At 50.4% G+C, this 25,201-nt stretch carries 31 protein-coding genes, 9 tRNA genes and 1 pseudogene; 29 read left to right on the forward strand and 12 right to left on the reverse strand.

Features of this window, described 5'->3' with window-relative positions; genetic code table 11:
• The 3 genes from AC6R1O_RS13070 to ruvX form a co-directional block, all read left to right on the forward strand.
• The coding region (locus AC6R1O_RS13070) for an ATP-grasp domain-containing protein (RefSeq protein WP_500657162.1) at positions 1–440 on the forward strand (440 nt) is incomplete at its 5' end.
• A 77-nt stretch (positions 441–517) separates the two neighbouring features.
• A complete protein-coding gene (locus AC6R1O_RS13075; protein WP_500631480.1) occupies positions 518–1,081 on the forward strand; it encodes a YqgE/AlgH family protein in 564 nt (187 codons plus the stop codon).
• Between the two features lie 95 nt (positions 1,082–1,176).
• Positions 1,177–1,599: a Holliday junction resolvase RuvX gene (gene ruvX / locus AC6R1O_RS13080; RefSeq protein WP_334553512.1), complete on the forward strand. Its 423-nt coding sequence runs from the start codon at positions 1,177–1,179 to the stop codon at positions 1,597–1,599.
• Positions 1,600–1,668: 69 nt separating this feature from the next.
• Here ruvX and AC6R1O_RS13085 read toward each other — a convergent pair whose 3' ends face one another.
• Together AC6R1O_RS13085 and AC6R1O_RS13090 are read right to left on the reverse strand one after the other, a co-directional pair.
• Entirely contained in the window at positions 1,669–2,775 is a 1,107-nt protein-coding gene (locus AC6R1O_RS13085) for a PilT/PilU family type 4a pilus ATPase (RefSeq protein WP_500627755.1), read from the reverse strand.
• 10 nt (positions 2,776–2,785) lie between these two features.
• Positions 2,786–3,823 (reverse strand): type IV pilus twitching motility protein PilT, encoded by a 1,038-nt coding sequence (locus AC6R1O_RS13090; protein ID WP_334553508.1) that lies wholly within the window; start codon positions 3,821–3,823, stop codon positions 2,786–2,788.
• Between the two features lie 24 nt (positions 3,824–3,847).
• Between AC6R1O_RS13090 and AC6R1O_RS13095 the strand changes: the two genes are divergently transcribed.
• The 7 genes from AC6R1O_RS13095 to hemW all read left to right on the forward strand — a co-directional run bounded on the left by AC6R1O_RS13095 (position 3,848) and on the right by hemW (position 8,694).
• Positions 3,848–4,549 carry a YggS family pyridoxal phosphate-dependent enzyme gene (locus AC6R1O_RS13095; protein ID WP_500631430.1) on the forward strand — a complete coding sequence of 234 codons (702 nt, stop codon included), beginning with the start codon at positions 3,848–3,850 and terminating at the stop codon, positions 4,547–4,549.
• Between the two features lie 68 nt (positions 4,550–4,617).
• Positions 4,618–5,436 (forward strand): pyrroline-5-carboxylate reductase, encoded by an 819-nt coding sequence (gene proC, locus AC6R1O_RS13100; RefSeq protein ID WP_500629335.1) that lies wholly within the window; start codon positions 4,618–4,620, stop codon positions 5,434–5,436.
• Between the two features lie 50 nt (positions 5,437–5,486).
• Positions 5,487–6,044, forward strand: coding sequence for a YggT family protein (locus AC6R1O_RS13105; protein ID WP_500627759.1), 558 nt, complete (start codon positions 5,487–5,489; stop codon positions 6,042–6,044).
• A complete protein-coding gene (yggU, locus tag AC6R1O_RS13110) occupies positions 6,044–6,334 on the forward strand; it encodes a DUF167 family protein YggU (RefSeq protein ID WP_334568338.1) in 291 nt (96 codons plus the stop codon). Before AC6R1O_RS13105 ends, yggU begins: the two co-directional genes overlap by 1 nt.
• A gap of 95 nt (positions 6,335–6,429) precedes the next feature.
• A complete protein-coding gene (locus AC6R1O_RS13115; protein ID WP_500631429.1) occupies positions 6,430–6,861 on the forward strand; it encodes a DUF4426 domain-containing protein in 432 nt (143 codons plus the stop codon).
• A 24-nt stretch (positions 6,862–6,885) separates the two neighbouring features.
• Positions 6,886–7,485 (forward strand): XTP/dITP diphosphatase, encoded by a 600-nt coding sequence (locus AC6R1O_RS13120; protein WP_500631428.1) that lies wholly within the window; start codon positions 6,886–6,888, stop codon positions 7,483–7,485.
• A 30-nt stretch (positions 7,486–7,515) separates the two neighbouring features.
• Positions 7,516–8,694: a radical SAM family heme chaperone HemW gene (gene hemW, locus AC6R1O_RS13125; RefSeq protein WP_500631427.1), complete on the forward strand. Its 1,179-nt coding sequence runs from the start codon at positions 7,516–7,518 to the stop codon at positions 8,692–8,694.
• Positions 8,695–8,746: 52 nt separating this feature from the next.
• Here the strand turns inward: hemW and glsB are convergent, their stop codons facing one another.
• Both glsB and trmB read right to left on the reverse strand, forming a co-directional pair.
• A complete protein-coding gene (gene glsB, locus AC6R1O_RS13130) occupies positions 8,747–9,667 on the reverse strand; it encodes a glutaminase B (RefSeq protein WP_500631426.1) in 921 nt (306 codons plus the stop codon).
• 77 nt (positions 9,668–9,744) lie between these two features.
• Positions 9,745–10,464 carry a tRNA (guanosine(46)-N7)-methyltransferase TrmB gene (gene trmB / locus AC6R1O_RS13135; RefSeq protein WP_334568334.1) on the reverse strand — a complete coding sequence of 240 codons (720 nt, stop codon included), beginning with the start codon at positions 10,462–10,464 and terminating at the stop codon, positions 9,745–9,747.
• A gap of 228 nt (positions 10,465–10,692) precedes the next feature.
• On the opposite strand from trmB, the gene mutY reads away from it, so the two are divergent.
• From mutY to AC6R1O_RS13195, 12 genes are all read left to right on the forward strand, one after another.
• A complete protein-coding gene (gene mutY / locus AC6R1O_RS13140) occupies positions 10,693–11,769 on the forward strand; it encodes an A/G-specific adenine glycosylase (RefSeq protein ID WP_334553492.1) in 1,077 nt (358 codons plus the stop codon).
• On the forward strand, positions 11,766–12,038 hold the full coding sequence (locus tag AC6R1O_RS13145; protein WP_138971437.1) for an oxidative damage protection protein: 273 nt from the start codon (positions 11,766–11,768) through the stop codon (positions 12,036–12,038). Before mutY ends, AC6R1O_RS13145 begins: the two co-directional genes overlap by 4 nt.
• Before the next feature lie 55 nt (positions 12,039–12,093).
• Positions 12,094–13,248: a membrane-bound lytic murein transglycosylase MltC gene (mltC, locus tag AC6R1O_RS13150; RefSeq protein WP_334553489.1), complete on the forward strand. Its 1,155-nt coding sequence runs from the start codon at positions 12,094–12,096 to the stop codon at positions 13,246–13,248.
• A gap of 103 nt (positions 13,249–13,351) precedes the next feature.
• Positions 13,352–13,427 (forward strand) — tRNA-Phe (locus AC6R1O_RS13155).
• 64 nt (positions 13,428–13,491) lie between these two features.
• Positions 13,492–13,567, forward strand: a tRNA-Thr gene (locus AC6R1O_RS13160).
• A gap of 7 nt (positions 13,568–13,574) precedes the next feature.
• Positions 13,575–13,650 (forward strand) — tRNA-Phe (locus AC6R1O_RS13165).
• A gap of 38 nt (positions 13,651–13,688) precedes the next feature.
• Positions 13,689–13,764 (forward strand) — tRNA-Asn (locus AC6R1O_RS13170).
• A 399-nt stretch (positions 13,765–14,163) separates the two neighbouring features.
• Positions 14,164–14,239, forward strand: a tRNA-Phe gene (locus AC6R1O_RS13175).
• Positions 14,240–14,299: 60 nt separating this feature from the next.
• Positions 14,300–14,375, forward strand: a tRNA-Thr gene (locus AC6R1O_RS13180).
• Between the two features lie 27 nt (positions 14,376–14,402).
• Positions 14,403–14,478, forward strand: a tRNA-Asn gene (locus AC6R1O_RS13185).
• A gap of 33 nt (positions 14,479–14,511) precedes the next feature.
• Positions 14,512–14,587: transfer RNA gene (locus AC6R1O_RS13190), tRNA-Thr, on the forward strand.
• Between the two features lie 45 nt (positions 14,588–14,632).
• Positions 14,633–14,708: transfer RNA gene (locus AC6R1O_RS13195), tRNA-Asn, on the forward strand.
• Positions 14,709–14,819: 111 nt separating this feature from the next.
• Here AC6R1O_RS13195 and AC6R1O_RS13200 read toward each other — a convergent pair.
• The 8 genes from AC6R1O_RS13200 to mlaF all read right to left on the reverse strand — a co-directional run bounded on the left by AC6R1O_RS13200 (position 14,820) and on the right by mlaF (position 20,251).
• On the reverse strand, positions 14,820–15,560 hold the full coding sequence (locus AC6R1O_RS13200; protein WP_487903521.1) for a 1-acylglycerol-3-phosphate O-acyltransferase: 741 nt from the start codon (positions 15,558–15,560) through the stop codon (positions 14,820–14,822).
• A gap of 119 nt (positions 15,561–15,679) precedes the next feature.
• Entirely contained in the window at positions 15,680–16,939 is a 1,260-nt protein-coding gene (gene murA / locus AC6R1O_RS13205) for a UDP-N-acetylglucosamine 1-carboxyvinyltransferase (RefSeq protein WP_500629343.1), read from the reverse strand.
• Positions 16,940–16,948: 9 nt separating this feature from the next.
• The gene (gene ibaG, locus AC6R1O_RS13210) at positions 16,949–17,203 is read right to left on the reverse strand and encodes a BolA family iron metabolism protein IbaG (protein WP_487903523.1); all 255 of its coding nucleotides are present in this window, start codon (positions 17,201–17,203) and stop codon (positions 16,949–16,951) included.
• A gap of 14 nt (positions 17,204–17,217) precedes the next feature.
• The gene (locus AC6R1O_RS13215; protein ID WP_334553480.1) at positions 17,218–17,526 is read right to left on the reverse strand and encodes an STAS domain-containing protein; all 309 of its coding nucleotides are present in this window, start codon (positions 17,524–17,526) and stop codon (positions 17,218–17,220) included.
• Entirely contained in the window at positions 17,526–18,164 is a 639-nt protein-coding gene (locus AC6R1O_RS13220; protein ID WP_500631421.1) for an ABC transporter substrate-binding protein, read from the reverse strand. Before AC6R1O_RS13220 ends, AC6R1O_RS13215 begins: the two co-directional genes overlap by 1 nt.
• Positions 18,165–18,174: 10 nt before the next feature.
• The gene (mlaD, locus tag AC6R1O_RS13225) at positions 18,175–18,663 is read right to left on the reverse strand and encodes an outer membrane lipid asymmetry maintenance protein MlaD (protein WP_334553477.1); all 489 of its coding nucleotides are present in this window, start codon (positions 18,661–18,663) and stop codon (positions 18,175–18,177) included.
• Positions 18,664–18,665: 2 nt separating this feature from the next.
• Complete coding sequence (gene mlaE, locus AC6R1O_RS13230) at positions 18,666–19,454, reverse strand: lipid asymmetry maintenance ABC transporter permease subunit MlaE (protein WP_334553475.1); 789 nt, start codon at positions 19,452–19,454, stop codon at positions 18,666–18,668.
• Positions 19,454–20,251, reverse strand: a complete 798-nt coding sequence (gene mlaF, locus AC6R1O_RS13235) for a phospholipid ABC transporter ATP-binding protein MlaF (protein ID WP_334553473.1) — start codon at positions 20,249–20,251, stop codon at positions 19,454–19,456. Before mlaF ends, mlaE begins: the two co-directional genes overlap by 1 nt.
• A gap of 241 nt (positions 20,252–20,492) precedes the next feature.
• On the opposite strand from mlaF, the gene AC6R1O_RS13240 reads away from it, so the two are divergent.
• The 7 genes and pseudogenes from AC6R1O_RS13240 to AC6R1O_RS13270 all read left to right on the forward strand — a co-directional run.
• On the forward strand, positions 20,493–21,458 hold the full coding sequence (locus tag AC6R1O_RS13240) for a calcium/sodium antiporter (RefSeq protein ID WP_500657163.1): 966 nt from the start codon (positions 20,493–20,495) through the stop codon (positions 21,456–21,458).
• A gap of 16 nt (positions 21,459–21,474) precedes the next feature.
• A complete protein-coding gene (locus tag AC6R1O_RS13245) occupies positions 21,475–22,440 on the forward strand; it encodes a KpsF/GutQ family sugar-phosphate isomerase (protein ID WP_334553469.1) in 966 nt (321 codons plus the stop codon).
• A complete protein-coding gene (kdsC, locus tag AC6R1O_RS13250) occupies positions 22,440–22,997 on the forward strand; it encodes a 3-deoxy-manno-octulosonate-8-phosphatase KdsC (protein WP_500657164.1) in 558 nt (185 codons plus the stop codon). Before AC6R1O_RS13245 ends, kdsC begins: the two co-directional genes overlap by 1 nt.
• Positions 22,994–23,557 carry an LPS export ABC transporter periplasmic protein LptC gene (gene lptC, locus AC6R1O_RS13255; protein ID WP_500657165.1) on the forward strand — a complete coding sequence of 188 codons (564 nt, stop codon included), beginning with the start codon at positions 22,994–22,996 and terminating at the stop codon, positions 23,555–23,557. Before kdsC ends, lptC begins: the two co-directional genes overlap by 4 nt.
• Complete coding sequence (gene lptA / locus AC6R1O_RS13260; protein WP_500657166.1) at positions 23,538–24,035, forward strand: lipopolysaccharide transport periplasmic protein LptA; 498 nt, start codon at positions 23,538–23,540, stop codon at positions 24,033–24,035. The genes lptC and lptA overlap by 20 nt, the downstream gene beginning before the upstream one ends.
• 120 nt (positions 24,036–24,155) lie before the next feature.
• A complete protein-coding gene (gene lptB, locus AC6R1O_RS13265) occupies positions 24,156–24,881 on the forward strand; it encodes an LPS export ABC transporter ATP-binding protein (RefSeq protein ID WP_500627773.1) in 726 nt (241 codons plus the stop codon).
• Between the two features lie 71 nt (positions 24,882–24,952).
• Positions 24,953–25,201 (forward strand): annotated as a pseudogene (locus AC6R1O_RS13270) (RNA polymerase factor sigma-54); the annotation flags it as partial.

Consider the following 25,201-nt stretch of genomic DNA (forward strand, 5'->3'; position numbering starts at 1 on the left):
TCCGTGTAAAAGAGAACGATCCTAACGTTTCCGTGATCATCGAAACCTTGACCAACCATGGTCAACACTACGCGATGGCGCAAACTTTCGTCCCAGATATTAGCAATGGTGACAAGCGTATTTTGGTGGTGGATGGCGAACCGATGCCCTACTGCTTAGCGCGTATTCCTGCCAAAGGAGAGACTCGCGGTAACCTAGCCGCAGGCGGACGTGGCGAAGCAAGACCACTGAGTGAGACAGATAAACAGATCGCTCTCGCTGTAGCGCCTACACTTAAAGAAAAGGGGCTGATTTTTGTTGGCCTTGACGTCATCGGCGACAAACTGACTGAGATTAACGTTACCAGCCCAACGTGTATTCGTGAAATCGAAGCCGCATTTGATATCTCCATTACCGGCAAGCTGATGGATGCGATTGAACGTCGCATTGAGCAGAAATAATCTATCGGTGATGGGATAACCCAGCTCTTGAGCGGCATTCGCGCTATGAGTGCCGCTCAATTTAAGGTGGAGTCATGATGAATTTAACCAACCATTTTCTCGTTGCCATGCCGGGGATGAAAGATCCCTACTTTAAGCGCAGTGTCATCTATGTGTGTGAGCACAACGAAGAGGGCGCTATGGGCCTCATGATCAATGCGCCTATTGATATCACCATTGGAAAAATGCTCGAACGCGTCGATGTGCAGCCCGTTCATCCGCAGCTCAACACCGACAGTCTGGAAAAACCGGTCCTTAATGGCGGGCCTGTGTCTGAAGACCGAGGCTTTATCCTTCATCGCCCTAAAGACACGTATGAATCCAGCATTCAGATGACCAATGAAATCAGTGTCACCACCTCCAAAGACATTTTGAGTGTGCTCGGCACCGAGGCAGAGCCTAATCGCTACTTGGTCGCACTGGGGTATTCCGGTTGGGAGGCGGGTCAGCTGGAATCGGAGCTCTCAGAGAATTCATGGCTAACCATTGAAGCCGACCCGTCGGTCATCTTTGATACCCCGATTGCCGATCGCTGGCAAAAAGCGGTGCAGATGCTCGGCATTGACGTCGCACAGCTGTCCAACGACGTCGGTCATGCGTAACCATTCCGTGTTGCGCTAAAACGATAAGCGGCGATAACCCCTCGCCGCTGATTCACTCTAATTTCACGAATCTAATTTCACTAAGCAGAACCCTTATGTCTAAAACCATCATGGCCTTCGACTACGGCACCAAAAGCATTGGCAGCGCCATTGGCCAAGAAATTACTGGCACCGCCTCACCACTAAAAGCGTTTAAAGCCAAAGACGGCATTCCCAATTGGGATGAGATAGGAAAGCAGATTGCCGAGTGGCAACCGAATCTGTTGGTGGTAGGGCTACCGACCGACCTGCACGGCAAAGACCTCGAAAGCATCACTCCGCGAGCCAAAAAATTCGCCAACCGCCTCCATGGCCGATTTGGCCTACCGGTAGAACTGCACGATGAACGCCTTTCGACCACCGAAGCCCGTTCCGAGCTGTTCTCGATGGGCGGCTACAAAGCGCTCACCAAAGGCAACGTTGACTGCCAATCCGCCGTGATCATTCTAGAAAGCTGGTTTGAAGCCCAATACCAATAACCCCAATTCCTAAAGCGAGTTCTATCAAACGCCCTCCCTCTAGAAACTAGGAACTCGCCACTAGGAACTCTAATCCATATCAATCTTAACGTTATCCAACGCCCCACCGCCAAAGCCTTCTTGGCGATTGGTTTTCAGCATGATACGCAAATCATTGGCGGAATCAGCACTGTGCAAGGCATCCTCTTCGTTGATCTTGTCCTCCACCACCAGTTGATACAGCGCTTGGTCAAAGGTCTGCATGCCCACTTGGTTGGATTTGGCCATGGTGCTTTTCAGCTCATGCAAATCGCCGCGACGAATCAGATCCGAAACACGTGGGCTGTTGAGTAGGATTTCAAACACGCCGTGACGCCCTTGACCGTTTTTATCGCGAATCAACTGCTGAGCGATCACGCCGCGCAGATTCATCGACAGGTCAAACAAGAACTGCTCTTTTTGCTCTTTCGGCACCAGATGTAAGATCCGCTCTAGCGCTTGGTTGGCGTTGTTGGCGTGCAGTGTGGCCATACACAAATGGCCCGTTTCAGCGAAGGTCATGGCGTATTCCATCGTCTCACGACTGCGGATCTCACCAATCAGAATCATATCCGGCGCTTGGCGCAATGAGTTTTTCAGCGCCACTTCATAGCTCTCGGTGTCGAGCCCCACTTCGCGCTGCGTCACAATGCAGCGCTGGTGTTCATGAACAAACTCTATCGGGTCTTCGACCGTCAAAATGTGCCCGCTGCGATGCTGGTTGCGATAACCCGTCATCGCGGCCATCGTGGTCGATTTACCCGAGCCCGTCGCGCCCACCACCAGCACCAAGCCCCGCTTCGCAATCGCCAGGTCTTGCAGCACCTCTGGCAGCTTTAACTGCTCAAACGTTGGGATTTTGGTTTCAATACGACGAATGACCGCGCCGGGCAACTCACGCTGGTGAAACGCCGAGACACGAAAGCGCCCCACCTCTCGCACAATGGCGAAATTGGCTTCGTGTGTCTGGGCAAACTCCGCTTGGCGTTTTTCATCCATCATGCCGACCAAGAGCGCATCCACATCAGGTTGAGTCAGCGTTTCACCGTGCGCTTTAAGCTGACCATCAACGCGATACAACAGCGGCGCGCCTACCGTGATATAGAGATCCGACGCTTTTCGCGCCACCATCTCTTCTAAACAGGCTGTAATGTCCATCCGTCACCTCTTAAAATGGCGTGCTTTGCACTTCAATTTTCTTCGCCACTTCGTCGGCATCCACCAAGCCTTGCATGATCAACTGCTTGGCATTTTGTTCCATGGTTTGCATGCCGTGCGCCGCGCCCGTTTGAATAACTGAGTACATCTGCGCCACTTTATCTTCGCGGATAAGGTTACGAATCGCCGGCGTCGCCATCATGATTTCATGACACGCCACGCGTCCCCCGCCAAGGCGCTTGAGCAGTTTTTGGGCGATAACGCTGCGCAAGGATTCAGACAGCATAGAGCGCACCATGTCTTTATCGCTCCCCGGGAACACATCAATAATCCGGTCAATGGTTTTCGCGGCGCTACTGGTGTGCAGCGTACCAAACACCAGGTGACCGGTTTCTGCGGCGGTGAGAGCAAGGCTGATTGTCTCTTGGTCACGCAGCTCACCAACCAAAATCACATCCGGATCTTCACGTAGCGCACTGCGCAGTGCGTTGTTGAAGCTGTGGGTATCACGGTGCACTTCACGTTGGTTAATCAAACACTTATTGTTGCTGTGCACAAATTCAATCGGATCTTCAATGGTGAGGATATGCTTATTGTGGTGACGATTTATGTGGTCCACCATGGCGGCTAATGTGGTGGATTTACCCGAGCCAGTGGGCCCAGTCACTAACACCAGGCCTTTTTCCATATTGGCAATGTCGGAGAAAATCTTTGGCGCCTCTAACTGTTCTAGGCTTGGGATCTCAGTCGGGATAGTACGAAAGACCGCCGCACAGCCACGGCTTTGATTGAAGGCGTTGACCCTAAAACGGCCAACATCGGAGAGTTCAAAGGAGAAATCGACCTCAAGGCGCTCTTCAAATTCGCTGCGCTGAGCATCATTCATGATGTCGAACACTAAGCGATGCACCTCAGAGTGCGACAAAGCAGGAACGCCCAGCTTTCTGACATCACCATCAATACGAATCATTGGAGAAACCCCAGCAGAAAGATGTAGATCTGAGGCATTATGCTTTACACTAAAATCCAGTAACTCAGCGATATCCATTTCAATTCCTTAATAAAGTTAGCTATGAGTAGTATTCAACAAAACATCGAACAGATCACCTCACAGATTGATGCGTCCTTACAAAAGTGTGGACGCCCTCGAGACTCAGTGCAACTTCTCGCGGTAAGTAAAACCAAACCTGTTACCGATATTTTTGCAGCAGCGCAGGTTGGGCAACGTGCGTTTGGCGAAAATTACGTCCAAGAAGGGGCGGATAAAGTCGATTACTTTCGCCAAAATCACCCAGAGTTAGAGTTGGAGTGGCACTTCATCGGCCCGATTCAATCGAACAAAACCCGTATCGTGGCGGAGAATTTCGCCTGGGTACATACTGTTGACCGCGCCAAAATAGCGCAGCGCCTTAATGACCAGCGACCAGAAGGCCTAGCGCCGCTGCAAGTGCTCATTCAAGTCAACACCAGTGGCGAAGCCTCCAAATCCGGCGCCAGTGGCGAAGAAATCTTCGCACTCGCAGAGTTGATTTCTACGCTGCCCAACCTCACTTTAAGAGGGTTGATGTCCATTCCGGCAAGCACACCCGATTACGCGGCTCAGCTAGGTGCATTCACTGAACTGGCTGAGCTGCAGAGGTCGTTGGCGCAACGTTTGCCCGACGTCACCTTAGATACATTATCGATGGGCATGAGCGGGGATATGGACGCCGCCATTGAAGCAGGCAGCACTATGGTGCGGATCGGTAGCGCGATTTTTGGCGCCCGTAGTTAAGCGCCATTCCCAACCATCAGGGGCCAACACTTTGGCCAAATAACACAGAGATAAGGATTCACTCCGCCATGGAACAGAAGAAGATTGCCTTTATTGGCGCAGGAAATATGGTTCGCGCTATCGTTGCTGGCCTTGTCGCCGATGGTTACCCAGCATCACTGATTACCGCGACGGCGCCGTCAACCACGCGCCGCTTGCCACTGGAAGAGACCTATGGCATTCACACCACCAGCGACAATATTCAAGCAGCAAACGATGCAGATGTGGTGGTTCTTTCGGTCAAGCCACAAATGATGGAAGCGGTCTGTCAGCCACTACAGGGCATCGACTTTTCCAACAAACTGGTCATTTCTATTGCCGCAGGCATTCATTGCCAACGCCTACAAGAGATGCTCGCCACAAAGGCGCCACTGGTGCGTGTTATGCCAAACACACCATCGCAACTCGGCAAAGGGATGAGCGGTCTCTACGCGCCAGAGAGCGTCAGTGATAGCGACAAAGCCTTTGCTGAGCAGCTGATGAGCGCAGTGGGCCGCTGCTGCTGGGTAGAGCAAGAGTCCGGCATCAACAACATCATTGCCGCCGCAGGCAGCGCGCCGGCATACTTCTTCCTATTTATGGAAGCGATGCAGCAAGAGGCGATGGCTCAAGGATTTGACAAAGAGACCGCCAGATTGCTCGTCCAGCAATCGGCATTGGGCGCGGCTGAGATGGTGGTCGCCAACCCAGATATTGAACTGTCGACACTGCGCGAGCAGGTGACCTCCAAAGGTGGTACTACCGCAGAAGCGCTGCGTACATTCAACGAACACCAACTTTCCGCTATAGTAGCCAAAGCAATGCAAGCTGCGGTCAGCCGTGCGAAAGAGATGGAAACACTGTTTTAAAGTTCTGTTTTAACAGCCCGAGCCTTGGCTCGACGAAGTAAGGTTACCCTATGAATTCAATGAGTTTTTTGATTTCCACACTGTTCGACCTCTACATTATGGTCGTCATTTTGCGGATCTGGTTACAGGCGGCGCGCGCCGATTTCTATAACCCCTTCTCGCAATTTATCGTTAAAGCGACACAACCGGTCGTTGCGCCGCTGCGCCGCGTGATCCCATCGGTAGGCAGCATTGATCTCGCCACCGTGCTATTTGCTTACGTGTTGTGCGTCTTGAAGTTTGTCGCCTTGATTTTGATTGCCTCAGGCGGCTCCGTCACCTTCAGTGCCGACTTCCTGTTCCTTGGCTTGCTCTCTTTGCTCAAAGCCGCAGGCAGCTTACTGTTCTGGGTTCTACTGATCCGCGCGATTTTGAGCTGGGTCAGCCAAGGCCGCAGCCCAATTGAGTACGTGTTCCATCAGTTGACTGAACCTATGTTGGCGCCAATTCGCCGCGTTCTTCCAGCCATGGGCGGCTTTGATTTGAGCGTACTGGTGCTGTTTATCGTGCTGCAGTTTGCTAACTTCCTGATGGGTGACATCATTGGCCCTATTTGGTATCAGCTCTAATGGCACTCGCGGCTTGGCTAGAGGGCAGCGATCTGGTGCTGCGCCTTTATATCCAACCTAAAGCAAGCCGCGATAGTCTCGTCGGGGTGCATGGTGATGAATTAAAAGTTGCCATTACCGCCCCTCCAGTAGACGGTAAAGCCAATGCGCATCTCACCAAATATCTTGCCAAGCAATGCAAAGTGGCCAAGGGCATGGTGGCGATAGAAAAAGGCGAATTGGGCCGCCACAAACAAGTGCGCATCGCCGACGCCAAGCAGATACCACCCGTTATCCAAGCCATCCTCTAGGGTGGCTTACTTTTACGTTCAAGCCTCATGCTGTCTAACCATGTAAGGACACCATGTCTACCAGGCATGAAAAACAATCATTGAAAGGAACGCTCATGAAAGCTCGCTTTTGCCTATTTTTACTCGCTCTGCTGGCACTCCCTAGCACCGCCGAGCAGTTCAAAACCATCAAAGACATCGAAGTGCACTACTCCGCCTTTAATTCGACCTTTTTGACCCCAGCGGTGGCGCGCAGCTACCAGCTCAAACGCAACGGGTACTCGGCTATCCTCAATGTCAGTGTGCTCGACAACTCAGCTGCCGGCAAACCTGCTATCAAGGCTGCGGTCAGCGGTCAGGCCAAAAACCTGATTGGCCAAAGCAAAACATTGGCGTTCCGCGAGATAGTGGAAGGGGAAGCGATTTACTATATCGCCGAGTTTCCAATCAGTAATGAAGAAACCTTGTCGTTCACGATTGATGTTAATGCTGGCATTAAAGGCACAGGACCAGTAAAGTTCAGCCAAAAATTTTATGTCGAAGAGTAAGACGATAGAGAGAGCGAGAGAAGTATGAAGAAAATCGTATTAGCCACGAGCAATCAAGGTAAAGTCCGCGAAATGGCGGATCTGTTGTCTGAATTTGGCTTTGATGTGGTCGCACAAAGTGACTATGCGGTATCAGAAGTGGCCGAGACAGGCACCACCTTTATCGAAAACGCCATCATCAAGGCGCGCCACGCCGCGAAAGAGACGGGGCTGGCCGCCATTGCCGATGATTCTGGCCTTGAAGTCGATTACCTACAAGGTGCGCCGGGCATTTATTCTGCGCGTTATGCCGGAGAAGGTGCCAGCGATCAGCAGAACTTGGAAAAGCTGCTCGCGGCGATGGAGAATGTCCCAGAAGCGCAGCGCACGGCGCGCTTTCATTGTGTTTTGGTCTTGATGCGTCATCACCAAGACCCTACTCCGATCGTCTGTCATGGCATGTGGGAAGGGCGCATTTTGACTGAGCCTCAAGGTGAACATGGCTTTGGCTACGATCCGATTTTCTTTGTTCCAGAAGATCAGTGCGCCAGCGCGCAGCTTGAACCCGCACGCAAAAAGCAGCTATCGCACCGCGGTAAAGCGCTTAAGCAGCTCTTTGCTCAGCTATCACAACAGCCGCTGTAACCGCTCATGACCACGCTCATGTCCACGTTCATGACCAAGCTAACGCCTCCGAATCTCAGTCTCTATGTCCACATCCCTTGGTGTGTACAAAAGTGCCCGTACTGCGATTTTAACTCCCATGCACTCAAGGATACGATTCCTGAAGCGCAATACATTGATGCCCTGCTTGAGGATCTCGACAGCGATATTGAGCGCTACCAGCTCAATGCTAACCCGCGGCCTTTGCACTCGATTTTCATCGGTGGCGGCACGCCAAGCTTGATTTCGCCTCAGGGCATTGAGCGCATGCTCTCTGGTATTCGTGCGCGCATTGCGTTTAAAGATGACATTGAGATCACCATGGAAGCCAACCCTGGCACGATAGAGGCTGAGCGCTTTGGCGGATACCAAGTTGCAGGAGTGACCCGCATCTCGATTGGCGTGCAGAGTTTTGCGGCCGAGAAACTCCAACGATTGGGCCGTATTCACGGCGAGCAAGAAGCCGTCAACGCAGCGAAACTTGCGCATACCATAGGCTTAAACAGCTTTAATCTCGATTTGATGCACGGCTTGCCGGATCAATCAGTCCAAGAGGCATTGTCCGATCTTGAACAAGCCATCGAGCTCAACCCTCCGCACCTCTCTTGGTATCAGCTGACGATTGAGCCCAACACCCTATTCTACTCCAAACCACCCGTACTGCCGGATGACGATGCGCTGTGGGATATTTTCGAGCTGGGCCATCAAAAGCTCACTCAAGCAGGCTACGTGCAGTATGAAATCTCTGGCTACAGTAAGCCGGGCTATGAGTGTCAGCACAACCTCAACTACTGGCGCTTTGGCGATTACCTTGGCATTGGTTGTGGCAGCGCTGGGAAGATAAGCTTTGCCGATGGTCGCATTGTGCGGACCACGAAAATCAAACACCCCAAAGGGTACTTGGCGGCGTATCAGAACCTCACCAAGCCCTACATATCTGATGAGCATCAAGTCGAGCACAAAGAGCGCCCTTTTGAGTTCTTTATGAACCGTTTTCGCTTACTTGAAGCGTGTCCGAAGCAAGACTTCATCGACACCACCGGCTTAGCGCTAGACGTGATCGCGCCAACTATGAACTGGGCCGTTGAAAAAGGCTATATCGATGAAAGTGTGACAAGCTGGCAAGTCACCGAGAAAGGCAAATTGTTTCTCAATGACCTGCTCGCAGCGTTTATGGATGAGAGTGAATAAGGGCGCGCGACAGGCCAACCTGCGCCCTAATCAGCACCAGTGAAAGCAAGCACTAAAAAATAGAGCGCCCGATACGCTGAGAAAACAACTCAAGGGCGCAAGTGCCCGCTAATGAGTTGCCAGAGGCGTCTAGCTCTGGTGACCACACTGCGATGGTCATCTCACCAGGAATCACCGCGACAATGCCACCGCCAACTCCCGATTTACCCGGCATCCCCACTCGATAGGCAAACTCGCCCGCGCCATCATAGAGACCACACGTCGCCAGTAGCGCATTGAGCTGCTTAGTTTGTGTCGGCGTGATGACCGGCTTTTGTGTTTGCACTGAGGTGCCTTTGTTGGCCAGGTAACTGAAGGTTTTCGCCAAGTCGACGCAACTCATTTTCAACGCACAAGCGTGAAAATAGTTGTTCAGCACCGGGATGACCTCGTTTTCAAAGTTGCCAAATGAGCGCATCAAATACGCGATCGCCGCATTGCGGTCACTGTGCATCATCTCTGATGCGGCCACCACTTTGTCATAGCAAATATGAGTATCACCGGATAACTGACGCACAAACTCCAGCAGCCTCTGCCTGGGCGCTGAAAGGCGCGAACTGAGCAGATCCGCCACCACAATAGCACCAGCGTTAATAAACGGGTTACGTGGAATGCCCTGCTCCATCTCAAGCTGAATCAAAGAGTTGAACGCCTGACCAGACGGTTCTTTCCCCACACGGCGCCAGATCTCTTCTGGCTGATAGAGACACATGGCTAACGTTAAGCTGAGCGCTTTCGAAATCGATTGAATCGAAAAGGGCTCATCGACATCCCCCGCTTTAAACACCTCACCTTGGTTAGTGAAAACGGCCATGCCCAGTTTGTCTGCAGGCACTCTCGCCAGCGCGGGAATGTAGTTAGCGACCTTGCCCTTGCCAATCAGTGGGCGCACCTCATCGAGAATGCTCGCTAGCATGTCATTGGTCGGTGTCATTGCAAAACCTCAATCAGTTCAACGAAAAAAGCCAACATGAATCATGTCGGCTTTTGTGACTCTACGTGGCGCTTAGATTAGCCAACGCGCTTATATTTGATGTCCCAAACGCCGTGGCCTAAACGATGGCCTCGGGCTTCAAATTTGGTGAGAGGACGCTCGTCAGGACGAGGAACAAAATCGCCCTCTGTGGCGATATTCTCATAGCCCGGCGCTTGATTCATCACCTCAATCATGTGCTGCGCGTAGTTTTCCCAATCTGTCGCCATATGGAAGATGCCTTCGCCTTCAATCAGCTTTTTGCGCACCATCTCAGCAAACTCAAGCTGAACGATACGGCGCTTATGGTGACGCTTCTTATGCCATGGGTCTGGGAAAAAGAGTTGCAGCGTCGCCAGACTGCTGTCTGGGATCATGTGCTCAAACACTTCAACCGCATCGTGACACATGACGCGAAGGTTGCTGATGCCTGCGTCACGCGCATCCGATAGACACGCACCCACACCTGGGCTGTGTACTTCAATACCGATAAAGTTCTTTTCAGGGGCATTCTTGGCCATTTCGACCAAAGAGGCGCCCATGCCAAAACCAATTTCTAGCACAACAGGGTTATCATTGCCGAACACCTCACGCCAATTGAGTCGCTCCGCTTTGTAATCGATGCCCATGGTCGGCCAGCACTCTTTCATCGCATTCTCTTGACCTTTGGTCAAACGACCTTCGCGACGAACAAAGCTTCTTACTTTGCGTATCAGTTTACCGTCTTCGTTGTACTCGTTGGTGGTCACTTCACTCATGATTCTGCCTGTCTAAAAATTGGTCTCGCCTCAAAGGGATTGTGATTATCCAAAGAATCGCCACTGGTGCAAGTGTTTTACGCGCACAAAGCGACAATTGCTCAAGCGCCTCAACACAACTCTAAGCTCAACCATGAGTTCAACATATCCCTACAGATTGTCGGTTGCACTCAAGGCGTGTTCTGTGGTGCAATTTTGCTCCATAAATCATAGAACACAGAGCAAGTCGTGACGCCTTATGCAACCGCCATCTTAGAGTGGTATGACGCCTATGGTCGCAAAAACCTTCCATGGCAACAGAATAAAACCGCCTACAGTGTTTGGCTGTCGGAGATCATGCTCCAGCAGACCCAAGTCGCTACGGTTATCCCTTATTACCAGCGTTTTTTAGCTCGCTTTCCGACGGTGACCGCACTTGCTGATGCACCGCAAGACGAAGTGCTGCATCTATGGACTGGGCTCGGCTATTACGCCAGAGCGCGCAATTTGCACAAAGCCGCTCAAATCGTTCGTGACCAGTACCAAGGCGAGTTTCCACAACAGATTGAACAACTCAACGCCCTACCCGGCATTGGCCGCTCCACTGCGGCGGCGATTTTATCCTCTGTGTACAAACAGCCACATGCGATCTTAGATGGCAATGTCAAACGCACCCTAGCACGCTGTTTTGCCGTAGAAGGTTGGCCGGGGCAAAAACGGGTCGAAAATCAGCTCTGGTCCTTTGCCTGTGAACACACACCAAGCCGCGACGTCGACAAGTACAACCAAGCCATGATGGACATGGGCGCGATGGTCTGCACGCGCAGCAAGCCAAAATGTTCACTCTGCCCTGTCTCCACCTTCTGCGCGGCCTACAAACAGGGCAATCCGCTGGATTACCCGGGCAAAAAGCCGAAGAAAGAGAAACCGGTCAAAGAGACCTGGTTTGTGATCTTGCATCACAACCAACAGGTGTGGCTTGAGCAGCGCCCACAGTCGGGCATTTGGGGCGGTTTGTACTGTTTTCCTGAACACCACAACGCCGCTATCGAACCATCACTCGACACCCGAGGCGTGCTGCCAAGCAGCATTGTCGACCAACAACCACTGATCGCGTTTCGCCACACCTTCAGTCACTATCACCTCGATATCACGCCAATTTTGGTAGACGTATCAAAGCAACCCGATAGGATAATGGAAGGCAGCAAAGGTCTTTGGTATAACTTATCCCAACCTGTAGAAGTCGGTTTGGCCGCTCCCGTGAAGCAATTGCTGGAGAGCTTACCGTCAGAACTACGCAGCATTCGATCAAAGGAGTCGTTATGAGCCGCACGGTATTTTGTGCTCGACTACAAAAAGAAGCCGATGGACTGGATTTCCAGCTCTACCCAGGCGAACTAGGTAAACGTATTTTTGACAACATCTCAAAAGAAGCATGGGCGCAGTGGCAACACAAACAAACCATGCTGATCAATGAAAAGAAGCTCAATATGATGGATCCTGAGCACCGCAAATTGATCGAAACCGAGATGGTCAACTTCCTGTTTGAAGGCAAAGAGGTCCATATCGAGGGATACACGCCACCGAGCGAATAACAGCAGCCTTTAAAGACACCCCATTAAGAGCGGGTGTCTTTTTTTTGAGAGAGATATGAAGAAGTTAGCTTACTTTGGCCCAGTTATATCCTTGAGCCTAGCCGTAATCTTAACGGGTTGTAGCCGCGAATTTGTTGAAAGCCTTTATGACGTCAACTACGAGCCCACCAACCGTTTCGCCAAAAATCTGGCTGAGTTGCCTGGTCAATTTGAGAAAGACACCGCCGCACTGGAGTCGCTCATATCCAGTTTCTCTGGCAACATCGAAAAACGCTGGGGCCGCGCGGAAGTCAAATTCGCCGGTAAAAGTAACTACGTCAAATACATCGACAACTATCTAAGTCGTTCAGAAGTGAACTTCGATAAAGGACTGATCACGGTTGAAACCGTCTCTCCAACCGATCCTAAGGGCCACTTAAAAAACGCCATCGTCACCACACTGCTCACGCCCGATGATCCCGCGAACGTCGATCTCTTCTCCTCTAAAGGGATCAAACTCGAAGGTCAGCCGTTTCTTTATCGCCAAGTGGTCGACCAAGACAACAAAGCCATTCAGTGGTCATGGCGCGCGAATCGCTTCGCCGATTACCTCATTGCCAATCACCTGAAAGTGAAAGATGTCGACTTCAAAAAAGCTTACTACGTTGAAATTCCAATGGTGGAAGAGCAAATTGAGATCCGCAGCTATCAGTACGCCGATATTGTCCGCCGCGCATCGAAAAAATATGACATTCCAGAGGATCTTATCTATGCCATCATTAAAACCGAAAGTAGCTTTAATCCTTATGCGGTGAGTTGGGCCAACGCGTATGGCCTGATGCAGGTCGTGCCGAAAACCGCAGGGCGCGATGTGTTTCAACTGGTGAAAAAGAAATCCGGCCAACCGACGCCGGAGTATCTGTTTAATCCTGAGAACAACATAGATACGGGTACCGCCTACTTCTACATTCTCAAAAATCGTTACTTGAAAGACGTTCGCCATCCGACATCGCTCGAATACAGCATGATTTCTGCCTACAACGGTGGCACCGGGGGCGTACTCAACACTTTTGATCGCAACGACAGGAAACGGGCGATGCGTGACCTCAATGCCCTACAGCCAAATCAGGTCTACTGGGCGCTGACGAAAAAGCATCCCAACGCAGAAGCGCGTCGTTACCTAGAGAAAGTAACAAATTTCAAAAAAGCCTTTAACTCGGGGAGAACCTAATGTGCCAAAACGGCTAAATTGTCGGCACTTAACCACTTTTTTGTTTTTTTTTCCAAAAACAAGTTGACGCGAAGACGGAAAATCCGTTTAATAGCGCTCCGTCGCCCGGATAGCTCAGTCGGTAGAGCAGAGGATTGAAAATCCTCGTGTCGGTGGTTCGATTCCGCCTCCGGGCACCACAATTTGATTGTTGGTGTCTTAATAAAATATTAATACACAAGCAAAGCACAAAGAATACAGTGTGCCGACTTAGCTCAGTAGGTAGAGCAACTGACTTGTAATCAGTAGGTCACCAGTTCGATTCCGGTAGTCGGCACCATTCTTTTGCCTCGATAGCTCAGTCGGTAGAGCAGAGGATTGAAAATCCTCGTGTCGGTGGTTCGATTCCGCCTCGAGGCACCATTATTTGGTGTCATGTTTATACGCGATACACGAATAATTCCTCCTTAGCTCAGTTGGTAGAGCGACGGACTGTTAATCCGCAGGTCGCTGGTTCGAGCCCAGCAGGAGGAGCCACATCAGAGCCTCAGTCGAAAGACTGGGGCTTTTTTGTATCGACACCCTTATCGTTTCAGTACAAATATAGATTGCCTCCATCTCGCTTTTGGATCTCCCGTGCCAAACGGTACAGCGCATATCACTCCACGGAGCAGAAAGTCAGAAGCTAGGTAAGCAAGTTTAACGTTAAACACTAATCCATACGATAAGTAACAAAAAGCACGCTTTAACGCGTGCTTTTTCCTCTCTGTTATCACTCTTTGTTCTTTTCCACCTGGCTTTATACGCCAAGCGTTATGGTTCAAATCAGCAAAATGGGCAAAAACAGCCCACTAAGTATAGAAAAGCAACAAACGATATTTTTTTTGCAATTTGATGTTGACCTCAAACACGAAAAGTCTTTTAATACACCCCGTTGCCCGGATAGCTCAGTCGGTAGAGCAGAGGATTGAAAATCCTCGTGTCGGTGGTTCGATTCCGCCTCCGGGCACCACAATTTGATTGTTGGTGTCTAAGACAATTAAACATCAGCAAAGCGCAAAGAATACAGTGTGCCGACTTAGCTCAGTAGGTAGAGCAACTGACTTGTAATCAGTAGGTCACCAGTTCGATTCCGGTAGTCGGCACCATTTATTCTTTATCGCAAACGAGATAATTCCTCCTTAGCTCAGTTGGTAGAGCGACGGACTGTTAATCCGCAGGTCGCTGGTTCGAGCCCAGCAGGAGGAGCCAATATCATTAACGAGCGTAGCTTGTTAATCCGGCGCCGACTTAGCTCAGTAGGTAGAGCAACTGACTTGTAATCAGTAGGTCACCAGTTCGATTCCGGTAGTCGGCACCATTTCTTTATTAGAGCTCTGTTCATAAAGAAACGTAAAAAGACAATTCCTCCTTAGCTCAGTTGGTAGAGCGACGGACTGTTAATCCGCAGGTCGCTGGTTCGAGCCCAGCAGGAGGAGCCACTTTTAAAGCCAAGTCGAAAGACTTGGCTTTTTTTGTGTCTCTATAAATCAAACAAAAAAGCAGCGACTCTAGGTCACTGCTCATATTCGACTTCGCGGTCGTGGGTTGAATTAGGCTTTCACGCCCTCTTGCTGATTCAGCATCGCCACTTCATTATCGAGCTCTTCTAGCTTTTTCGCCATCTGCTCGCGGCATAGCGTTGCCAATTCACGCACATTCTCTTTGCCATACCCTTCGGTAGACACCGGTGGCAGCATTTCTACAATGACATGACCGTTGTTCCAACGATTGAGCTTCAAGCCACTGGTTGAGCTGCACACAATAGGAATGATCGGTAATTTCGCTCCCACAGCGGCGTGAAAGGCACCAGTTTTAAATGGCAGTAAGCCACGGCCACGTGAGCGCGTTCCTTCAGGGAACATCCATACAGAGACATCGCTGCTGTTCATGCTATCGACCACTTGATCAATGGTACCTTTCGCTTTCGAGCGGTTCGCACGGTCAATCAGGATATTACCGGTCAACCAGTACAGCTGACCAAACAGTGGCATCCACGCGAGGCTCTTCTTACCCACAGTGACCACTTTTGGTGTCACCGCCGAAGAGACAGTGAACAAATCCCAGTTGTTCTGGTGGTTGGCAATGTAGATATGTTGACCGCGTTGGTAGGCATCGTCTGGAATGCGCAGTTCTAGCTTGATACCAAACACACTCGACATTTTGCCAAACAGGCGACCGAAGGTGAAAACATGTTTAGGGTTGCGAGGGCTTAATAAGCAATAGCCGCAACCAAAAATAAACATAACAATTGCAAAAAGCGCAACAGCCAATACACGAAGTAGTGCAATCATTGTGGTTCTCCAAGAACACTATGAACTAAAAACTAGCTCGACTCTAACTGATCTCACCCTTATAAAAAAGCCGAAACTCCCGTTTCGGCTTATTGTCGGCAAGAGACTATGACAAGACGTTAATCGCGAAAGCGCTCAATCTTGGCGCCTAGCGCTGTCAACTTGTCTTCGATTTTGTCGTAACCACGATCGATGTGGTAAATACGGTCAACGATGGTTTCGCCTTGGGCAATGCAGCCGGCGATCACCAGACTGGCAGAAGCGCGCAGATCCGTCGCCATCACTTGAGCGCCGCTCAGCGAGGTCACATCACCGCAAATAACGGTATTGCCTTCGATCTCGGCTTTCGCGCCCATACGCATTAACTCAGGCACATGCATAAAGCGGTTTTCAAAGATGGTTTCCGTGATCACACCACCACCTTTCGCCATCATGTTCAGCAAAGTGAACTGCGCCTGCATGTCGGTTGGGAACCCTGGGTGTGGTGCAGTGCGAATCGACACGGCTTTAAGCTCGCGCCCGGTCATATCCACGGAAATCCAATCGTCTCCCGTTTCAACCAAGGCCCCCGCCTCTTCCAGTTTCGCCAGTACCGCTTCAAGCAGGTGCGCATTGGTGTTGCGACACACCACTTTACCGCCCGATACGGCGGCAGCCACAAGGAAGGTCCCCGTTTCAATGCGATCGGCCACCACAGAGTGCTGACCGCCACCTAAGCGCTCAACCCCTTCAATCGTGATGGTGTCCGTACCTGCACCAGAAATTTTTGCGCCCAGCTTATTCAAAAACTCAGCCGTATCAACAATCTCTGGTTCACGCGCGGCGTTATCCAATACGGTTTTGCCATCCGCCAACGTCGCAGCACACATGATGGTGATGGTTGCGCCTACGCTCACTTTATCCATCACAATATGCGCGCCTTTAAGGCGACCATCGACGTGCGCTTTCACGTAACCGTCTTCTAGAGTGATCGTTGCGCCTAGTTGTTCTAAACCGTGGATATGCAAATCCACAGGACGAGCACCAATTGCACAGCCACCAGGCAGCGAAACTTGGCCTTGACCAAAACGTGCCACCAGCGGGCCAAGCGCCCAAATCGATGCGCGCATGGTTTTCACCAAGTCATATGGCGCGCAGTACTCTGTGATGCAGCTTGGGTCGACATGGACACTGCCATTGCGCTCAACCTTAGCGCCAAGGCGCTTAAGCAGCTCCATAGTAGTATCGATGTCACGTAACTTGGGAACATTCGATACTTCAACAGGCTCCTCGGCCAAAATAGAGGCAAACAAAATCGGCAAAGCCGCGTTTTTGGCGCCTGAAATGGTGACTTCACCAACGAGAGGTTGCTTAGACCCCGTTACTCGAAACTTTTCCATGACTAAACCTTATAGTGACATCAACTTCTTATCACGAGCCCACTCTTGCGGCGTAAAGGCTTTGATAGAAACAGCGTGAATGTCATTTCTTTGGATGTATTCCATGAGAGGAGCATAAATTAGCTGCTGTTTTTTAACGCGGCTCATGCCATCAAAACACGCATCAACGGCCACCACTTCATAGTGACTGCCCTCTCCTTTGACGTGTATTTCTTCCAGGTTTAGTGCGTTATTTAAAATCTGTTGTACTTGTGCGCTATCCACGATCCACCCCGGTATTAATTTTTAATGTGTCCAGCCAGCTCCTTGCGGATATTACTCAATTGAAAAAGGGTATTGAGTTCCACTGGTACGAAGCTGAGCATTATATGACAGTTTTGTTTTTTTGCATGCTCAATTAGGTGAATTAGCATCACCATTCCGGCAGAATCGATACGATTAACCGCTTTTAATGACCACTCTACGTTCTGCGCTTGAGGTTGCCACTGCTGCAATGTGCGCCAAAGTGCAGGTACGCTGTCTCTATCCAAATGACCAGACAGTTCACAGCATTCAGCGGACAATGGCTGCCATGTCGCCCCGCTCATTACGACTTGTTCTCGTAGCGAATCGGCGTTTTCGCCAGTGTTTGCAGCTCCTGTGCGACCGCAAGAATCCCTTCTTGGCGCAGCTTGCCGCTCCACTCCGATTGCTTGCTCGACAGCATGCTGATGCCTTCTGCAATCATGTCAAAGGCACTCCACTCACCACTCGATTTGTCTTTACGCAATTTGAACTCAAGCTTGATGTTCGGTCTTGGCGAATCAATGATGTCGAGCTTCACGCCAGTAATGGTGCGGCTGTCATCCACACGACCTTCAGGTTCAAATTCAATCGTCTGGTCGGTGTATTGGGTCAGCACTTGCGCGTAAGAGGCGACAATATAAGCGCGAAAAGCGTCGATAAACACCAATACGTCCTCACGCTTCGCCCCTTTTAAATTTGGCCCTAGCAGCTTGAGCGCCGCGTATTTTTCATCCACATACGGCATCAACTCTTGTTCTACGATGAGCTTCAATCTTTCTGGCTCTTGCTGAATTTGCGCCTGCTCCGCTTTGAGACGCGCAAAGGTTTGATCCGACACCTGAACCATCATTTGATACGGGTCTTGCCTGTTGACTTCTTTTGCTCCAACCGAAACACTGGCAATAACCAATGCGAGAGTAAGCACTAACTTTCTAAACATCCTTTTCTCCTTACTCTGCCTGTTTGTCAGAGTCACTGCCAAAGCTATATAGCACTTGGCCAATCAAATCTTCCAATACCAAGGCTGACTTGGTGTCTTCAATATAATCGCCGTCCACCAGCATCTGCTCATCATCAAAGACAAATCCAGGCGTCAAACCAATATACTGTTCGCCAATCAAACCTGAGGTGAGAATTTTAAGGCTTGAGGTCTCCGGAAACTGGTCAAACTGGCGGCTAATCGACAAGGTGACCACCGGCAGCAGTGACTCAGGGTTAAGCTCAATTTTCGCCACGCGTCCAATCACTACCCCGCCCACTTTCACCGGCGAACGCACCTTCAAGCTGCCGATGTTGTCAAACTCGGCTTTGAGCGTGTAAGTGTCACCAGAACCGAGTCCTTTAACGTCAGCGACTTGAAAAATCATCACTAAGATTGCGCAAATTCCGGCAAGGACAAAGCTGCCGACCCATAATTCTGTCTTTCGTGTTTGTTGCATGATTAATTCCCAAACATCAATGCGGTGAGTACGAAGTCTAGCCCCAGTACCGCGAGTGAAGAGTGCACGACGGTGCGTGTCGTCGCTTGGCTGATCCCGGCCGAAGTCGGCACGGCATCATAGCCATTAAACAGCGCTATCCAGGTCACTGTGATAGCGAATACAAAACTTTTAATGAAGCTGTTACCTATGTCTTGACCTAACTCAACCGATGCCTGCATCGCCGACCAAAAGCTGCCATGATCAATCCCTTTCCAATCGACGCCGACCAGTTGCCCGCCCCAGATGCCGACCGCCATAAATATCATCGTCAGCAGCGGCATAGAAATCACCCCGGCCCAAAAGCGTGGCGCAATCACTCGTTTCAGCGGATCGACCGCCATCATTTCCATGCTCGATAATTGCTCGGTGGCTTTCATTAAACCGATCTCTGCGGTCAATGCTGAGCCCGCGCGCCCGGCAAACAGCAGCGCCGTCACCACAGGGCCAAGCTCTCGCAGTAGCGACAACGCCACCATCTGGCCAAGTGCGCCCTCCGCGCCAAAATCCACCAAGATAACGTAGCCCTGCAAACTCAGTACCATGCCGATAAATAGCCCCGACAAGACAATAATGATCAGCGATTGCACACCGACGCTATAAAGCTGCTTAACCAATAACGGCAAGTGTTTGACGGGCTGAGGGCGAGCGATGATCGCGCCCGCCAACATCAAACTCGAGCGACCAAAGGCACTCGCGATGGCTAAGCTCCGTTGCCCGATATGAGCGATGACATTGACCAAATCCGACATTAGGAGAACAGCTCCTTTGCGATGGGTTGAGAGGGATAACGAAACGGCACAGGGCCATCGGCCTGGCCAAGCAGAAACTGCTGCACTTGTGGATCCGGATTATCACGCAGTTGCTGCGGCGACCCTGACGCAATCACTTGCCCATTGGCCATTAAGTACACCTTATCAGCAATGCTCATCACCTCAGGGACATCGTGTGAGACCACAATAGCGGTGATCCCAAGTGCGTGGTTAAGACTGCGAATCAGCTCCACCAGCACGCCCATGGTGATTGGATCTTGGCCAACGAAAGGCTCATCGAACATGATGAGCTCTGGGTCTAGCGCAATAGCGCGAGCCAACGCAGCGCGGCGTGCCATCCCACCGGAGAGCTCGCTTGGCATTAACTCGGCGGCCCCGCGCAGACCAACGGCCTCTAGCTTAAGCAGCACCAAAGTGCGAATCATGGCTTCGTCAAGTTCGGTATGTTCACGCAGCGGAAATGCCACGTTGTCAAACACGGTTAAGTCGGTGAATAGTGCGCCCGATTGAAACAGCATGCTCATTTTTTTACGCTCTCGATAGAGCTTGTTGCGACTGAGGGTAGGAATATTGTGACCATCAAACCAGACCTCACCGCTGTCTGGGTAGAGTTGACCGCCGATCAACCTGAGTAAGGTCGTTTTACCAATCCCTGATGGGCCCATAATGGCTGTGACCTTGCCTTTCGGCACGCTGAGATCGACATTGTCGAAAATCTTGCGCGTCCCTCGAGAGAAGGTAAGCTTCTGGATAGTAACCAAATCTTCTTCTGGCATAACGAACCCGTTGATATCCCTATTGATGCGCAATCATAAGCAGATTAATGACGAATTTAAAGCCACACAGCGTGAATTGTGAGTGACTCTTTCTTTATTAATTTAACGACAAAAATAATTAAATTACGAATTTCACAACAAAATGAACATGAAAATTATCCTTTTACCGCTTCCCTTTTAAACGGCAAAGCGTCAAAATTGACGGTTAAATTCTCACGTTGTCTACTGTTTAGGGATTATCATGCTTGAAGCGATTGCGTTTCTCATCGTCGGGTTAGTGTTGCTTGTTTGGAGTGCGGACAAACTGGTGTTTGGCTCTGCCGCGCTAGCTCGAAACTTCGGTATTTCTCCGTTGGTTATCGGTATGACAATCTTGGCGATGGGCTCCTCAGCACCGGAAATGATGGTCTCGGCAACCGCCGCCCTTGAAGGTAAAACCGATACCGCAGTAGGCAACGTACTAGGCTCGAATATCGCCAACATCGCACTGATTCTCGGCATCACAGCGCTCATTAAACCTCTCTCCATCAGCTCAGCCGTTATTCGACGTGAGTTACCACTGATGGTGGGCGTTACCGTCCTAGCGGGTGTCCTGCTCTGGGATAACCATTTAGGCTTTTATGAAGGGGCGCTACTGTTTGTGCTGTTTGCTGCCTTTATTGTGGCAATGTTGCAAATAAGCCGCAGCGAAAAACAAAAAGGCGACGTACTACTGGAAGAGCAAGAGTCTGAAGTGCCTGAAGGGGTGAGTAACCTCAAAGCGGGCATCTGGGTTGTGGTCGGTTTAATTTTGCTGCCCATCGCGGCCGACACTTTGGTCGATAACGCGGTGGTCATCGCCCAATACTTTGGCATGAGCGATCTGGTCATCGGCCTGACCATCATTGCTGTCGGCACCAGTCTTCCTGAGCTCGCCGCCTCACTGGCTGGCGTCATGAAAGGGGAAGATGACATGGCGGTCGGTAACATCATCGGCTCAAACGTATTCAATATTCTTGCGGTCATGGGCATCCCTGGCATTCTTAACCCATCCATGCTCAGCGAGTATGCAATGGGACGTGATTTTTGGGTCATGCTCGGCGTATCACTCTTATTGGTCGCAATGGCGCTGGGTAAATCGCGCAGCATCAATCGATTAGAAGGTGGCGTGCTGTTTTTCTGCTTTATCGCCTACCAAACCTATCTTGTGATGAATATGGCCGCTTAACCTTTTGGAGTTTTGTATGTACGACTACCGCAGCGCCGCGCTCGAGGTGCTGAACACTGAAATTGATGCACTCAAGCAGCTCGACCAATACTTCAATGACGACTTTGCCAAGGCGTGCGATCTCATTTTGAATAACCGTGATGGCAAAGTGGTCGTAATGGGGATTGGCAAATCTGGCCATATTGGCAATAAAATTGCCGCCACGCTGGCGAGCACAGGCACATCGGCGTTTTTCGTCCACCCAGGCGAAGCCGCGCATGGCGATCTCGGCATGATTGACCCAAATGATATCGTGCTGGCTATTTCAAATTCCGGCGAATCTTCAGAAATCTTGGGCCTTTTCCCTGTGCTTAAGCGCCTAAATATCAAAATCATCAGCATGACCGGCAAGCCAGAATCCAACATGGCGAAGCTGTCTGATTTGCATTTGCAAATCACGGTGCCAAAAGAAGCCTGCCCACTAGGCCTGGCGCCTACCTCAAGCACCACGGCAACGCTGGTGATGGGTGATGCACTGGCGGTTGCCATGCTCCAAGCACGCGGCTTTACCGCCGAAGATTTTGCGCTCTCCCACCCGGGCGGCGCTTTAGGCCGTAAGCTACTGCTGAAGCTGTCAGACATCATGCACACTGGTGAACAACTGCCTTTGGTGACGCCAACCACAGTGATTCGCGATGCACTCTTGGTCATCAGCGAGAAAGGGCTGGGCATGACGGCCGTGGTCGATGAAGCGCAAAAACTGGTCGGCATTTTCACCGATGGTGATTTACGTCGTATTCTCGATAAACGTATTGATATCCACACCGCGTTAATCGGAGATGTCATGACCACACACCCGACGACGGCCAGCCCGGACATTCTGGCCGCAGAAGGTCTGGCTTTGATGCAAAACAAAAGCATCAATGGCCTGATTTTATGTCAAGACCAACGCGTCGTGGGCGCACTGAATATGCACGATTTATTGAAAGCGGGAGTGATGTAATGTCTGCGATGATTGACACTCTTTACCAACCCGTGGAACCGAATCTGTTTGCGATTGCCAAACAGATTAAACTGCTTATTTGCGATGTCGATGGGGTGTTTTCTGACGGCCTGATTTACATGGGTAATCAGGGCGAAGAACTCAAAACCTTTCACACTCGCGATGGCTATGGCGTCAAGTCCTTGATGAATGCAGGGATTGAGATTGCCATTATTACCGGGCGCCGCTCTGCGATTGTCGAAAATCGCATGAAAGCACTGGGAATTACGCTAATCTATCAGGGCCAAGATGACAAACTTAAGGCATACCAAGACATTTGCGACAAGCTCAACATTGCACCTGAGCATACTGGCTACATGGGTGATGATTTGATTGATTGGCCAGTTATGGATAAAGTCGCGCTCAAAGTGTGCGTGGCAGATGGTCACCCATTGTTGGCTCAGCGCGCCAATTATGTCACGGCTATTCGTGGCGGACATGGCGCCGTGCGTGAGGTGTGCGACCTGATCCTTCAAGCACGAGATGAACTGGATACTCACAAAGGTTTGAGTATATGACACTAACCCGTATTGGCTATCTACTCTTGCTACTTGTTGTCGCCATCAGTGCTTACACTCTGATCAACAAGCAGCAAAGTTATGATATTCAAGTTGATCCGGACACAGAACTGCCCATGTTCAGTGGTCAAGGCTTAGAAAATACCTCATACAATGAACAAGGGATTCGCAGCTATGTGATCACGTCTGCTCATTTGGATCACTTCGCGCAAAGCGGCGATACCGTTTTTCAAAGCCCTGTGCTAAAAGTCTATCGAGACGGCACAGTGCAAGAGTGGGAAATCACCGCAAAACGTGGTGTCCTCACCAAAGATCATGTTTTGACTCTGTATGAAGACGTTCTGACCACCAACTTATTGCCAGATTCTGGCTTTGACACTCTGTCCACTGACACCATGAGTATTCAATTGGACAACCGAGATTTTTGGGCTGACAACCAAGTCACTTTAGTCGGCCCACAGTTTGAAACAGTAGGGCAAGCCATGAAAGGCAACTTTGCAGATAACAACGCAACCCTCTACAAACACGTACAAGGTAGATATGAAACTCTCACACCTTAGTCTGATTTCCTGCTTGTTACTGACAAGCAACGCCATGGCCCTCTCAACCGACCGAGATCAGCCCGTATACATTGACTCTGACAGTCAACAGCTCGATATGCAGAGTAACCAAGTCACCTTCCTCGGCGATGTGAAGCTCAAGCAAGGCAGTATCAACATCAACGCCGACAAAGTGGTAGTGACTCGAGATCCTGCCGATGGTTCCATTCAAGAGATTGAAGGGTATGGGGATTTAGCGACGTTTTCCCAGTTGACCGACGATGGTAAAACCCTTTACGGTGAAGCGAAAGAGCTCTACTACAAGATGAGCGATGATCAACTGACGATGATTGACCAAGCGATGCTATCTCAAGACGACAGCGTGATTCGCGGCAGCAAAATTCGCTATAAAATCTCTTCACAGAAGTTGATTGCAGACGGCAAAGAGAAAGGCGATCGCGTGTCGACGGTTCTACAGCCACAAGCGGTACAAGAGTAACGAGCTAAAACGTCGCGATCACTCGCGAAAGCATCACTAAAGCGAAACGTAGCTACATCGATACGTAACTGTATCGATAAGTAACTACAGCGATACGAAACCATAGCGACACAAAAAATTATGGCGATATTAAAAGCGCAAAACTTAGCGAAAACCTACGGCAATCGAACCGTCGTGACAGACGTCAGCCTGCAAGTCGAATCGGGCCAAATCGTCGGGTTGCTCGGCCCGAACGGCGCGGGTAAAACCACCTCCTTCTACATGATTGTGGGGTTAGTGGCTCGTGACGAAGGCTCCATCAGCATTGATGGCAACGACATCAGTATTTTGCCGATGCACAGCCGCTCTCGCATGGGTATTGGTTACTTGCCTCAAGAAGCGTCGATTTTTCGTAAGTTGTCGGTCGAGGATAACATCATGGCGGTACTTGAGACACGTGAAGAGTTAACCCGTGAGCAGCGCCAAGACCGCTTAGAAGATTTACTTGAAGAATTCCACATTCAGCACATTCGACACAGTGCGGGTATGGCATTATCAGGGGGAGAACGTCGCCGAGTTGAAATCGCGCGGGCATTAGCGGCTAATCCACAGTTCATTTTGTTGGATGAACCCTTTGCTGGGGTCGACCCCATTTCCGTTATCGACATCAAGAAAATCATTGAACACCTCAGGGATAGAGGTCTCGGTGTCTTGATCACTGACCACAACGTTCGCGAAACACTGGATGTGTGTGAAAAGGCATACATCGTTAGCCAAGGTCATCTGATTGCAGAGGGCACACCGAGCGAAGTGTTGAACAACGAGCAGGTGAAACAAGTTTATCTTGGTGAACAATTCCGTCTATGATTACAGTAAGTAACAGAGATAATAATAGGACGAACAAGAAAGTTCTCCAGCATTAAGGCAAGCATTACTGAATGAAACCCTCATTACAACTCAAGCTAGGACAGCAGTTAGCCATGACGCCACAATTGCAACAAGCGATTCGCTTATTGCAGTTGTCGACCTTGGATCTTCAACAAGAAATTCAGGAAGCATTAGACTCCAACCCACTACTCGAAGTGGAAGAGGCCAATGACGAGGTAAACGTTGAAGAAAAAAACCGTACTGAGGAAAAAGAGAGCCGCAATGAGGCGTCAGACTCGGATTCTGCAGAACCTGAATTT

This window comes from Vibrio sp. R11-SG3-ISO3-SZ (genome assembly GCF_059834345.1).

Bases quoted from the DNA above. Each gene is read 5' to 3' on its own strand.
- lptC (WP_500657165.1), top strand. From the start codon at position 22,994: ATGACACTAACCCGTATTGGCTATCTACTCTTGCTACTTGTTGTCGCC.
- mlaE (WP_334553475.1), bottom strand. From the start codon at position 19,454: ATGTCGGATTTGGTCAATGTCATCGCTCATATCGGGCAACGGAGCTTA.
- AC6R1O_RS13145 (WP_138971437.1), top strand. From the start codon at position 11,766: ATGAGCCGCACGGTATTTTGTGCTCGACTACAAAAAGAAGCCGATGGA.
- kdsC (WP_500657164.1), top strand. From the start codon at position 22,440: ATGTCTGCGATGATTGACACTCTTTACCAACCCGTGGAACCGAATCTG.
- mltC (WP_334553489.1), top strand. From the start codon at position 12,094: ATGAAGAAGTTAGCTTACTTTGGCCCAGTTATATCCTTGAGCCTAGCC.
- AC6R1O_RS13105 (WP_500627759.1), top strand. From the start codon at position 5,487: ATGAATTCAATGAGTTTTTTGATTTCCACACTGTTCGACCTCTACATT.
- AC6R1O_RS13120 (WP_500631428.1), top strand. From the start codon at position 6,886: ATGAAGAAAATCGTATTAGCCACGAGCAATCAAGGTAAAGTCCGCGAA.
- AC6R1O_RS13245 (WP_334553469.1), top strand. From the start codon at position 21,475: ATGTACGACTACCGCAGCGCCGCGCTCGAGGTGCTGAACACTGAAATT.
- lptA (WP_500657166.1), top strand. From the start codon at position 23,538: ATGAAACTCTCACACCTTAGTCTGATTTCCTGCTTGTTACTGACAAGC.
- AC6R1O_RS13215 (WP_334553480.1), bottom strand. From the start codon at position 17,526: ATGAGCGGGGCGACATGGCAGCCATTGTCCGCTGAATGCTGTGAACTG.
- AC6R1O_RS13075 (WP_500631480.1), top strand. From the start codon at position 518: ATGAATTTAACCAACCATTTTCTCGTTGCCATGCCGGGGATGAAAGAT.
- proC (WP_500629335.1), top strand. From the start codon at position 4,618: ATGGAACAGAAGAAGATTGCCTTTATTGGCGCAGGAAATATGGTTCGC.
- AC6R1O_RS13200 (WP_487903521.1), bottom strand. From the start codon at position 15,560: ATGATTGCACTACTTCGTGTATTGGCTGTTGCGCTTTTTGCAATTGTT.
- AC6R1O_RS13095 (WP_500631430.1), top strand. From the start codon at position 3,848: ATGAGTAGTATTCAACAAAACATCGAACAGATCACCTCACAGATTGAT.
- murA (WP_500629343.1), bottom strand. From the start codon at position 16,939: ATGGAAAAGTTTCGAGTAACGGGGTCTAAGCAACCTCTCGTTGGTGAA.
- hemW (WP_500631427.1), top strand. From the start codon at position 7,516: ATGACCAAGCTAACGCCTCCGAATCTCAGTCTCTATGTCCACATCCCT.
- AC6R1O_RS13115 (WP_500631429.1), top strand. From the start codon at position 6,430: ATGAAAGCTCGCTTTTGCCTATTTTTACTCGCTCTGCTGGCACTCCCT.
- trmB (WP_334568334.1), bottom strand. From the start codon at position 10,464: ATGAGTGAAGTGACCACCAACGAGTACAACGAAGACGGTAAACTGATA.
- AC6R1O_RS13085 (WP_500627755.1), bottom strand. From the start codon at position 2,775: ATGGACATTACAGCCTGTTTAGAAGAGATGGTGGCGCGAAAAGCGTCG.
- AC6R1O_RS13220 (WP_500631421.1), bottom strand. From the start codon at position 18,164: ATGTTTAGAAAGTTAGTGCTTACTCTCGCATTGGTTATTGCCAGTGTT.
- glsB (WP_500631426.1), bottom strand. From the start codon at position 9,667: ATGACACCGACCAATGACATGCTAGCGAGCATTCTCGATGAGGTGCGC.
- AC6R1O_RS13240 (WP_500657163.1), top strand. From the start codon at position 20,493: ATGCTTGAAGCGATTGCGTTTCTCATCGTCGGGTTAGTGTTGCTTGTT.
- mlaF (WP_334553473.1), bottom strand. From the start codon at position 20,251: ATGCCAGAAGAAGATTTGGTTACTATCCAGAAGCTTACCTTCTCTCGA.
- yggU (WP_334568338.1), top strand. From the start codon at position 6,044: ATGGCACTCGCGGCTTGGCTAGAGGGCAGCGATCTGGTGCTGCGCCTT.
- mlaD (WP_334553477.1), bottom strand. From the start codon at position 18,663: ATGCAACAAACACGAAAGACAGAATTATGGGTCGGCAGCTTTGTCCTT.
- lptB (WP_500627773.1), top strand. From the start codon at position 24,156: ATGGCGATATTAAAAGCGCAAAACTTAGCGAAAACCTACGGCAATCGA.
- ruvX (WP_334553512.1), top strand. From the start codon at position 1,177: ATGTCTAAAACCATCATGGCCTTCGACTACGGCACCAAAAGCATTGGC.
- AC6R1O_RS13090 (WP_334553508.1), bottom strand. From the start codon at position 3,823: ATGGATATCGCTGAGTTACTGGATTTTAGTGTAAAGCATAATGCCTCA.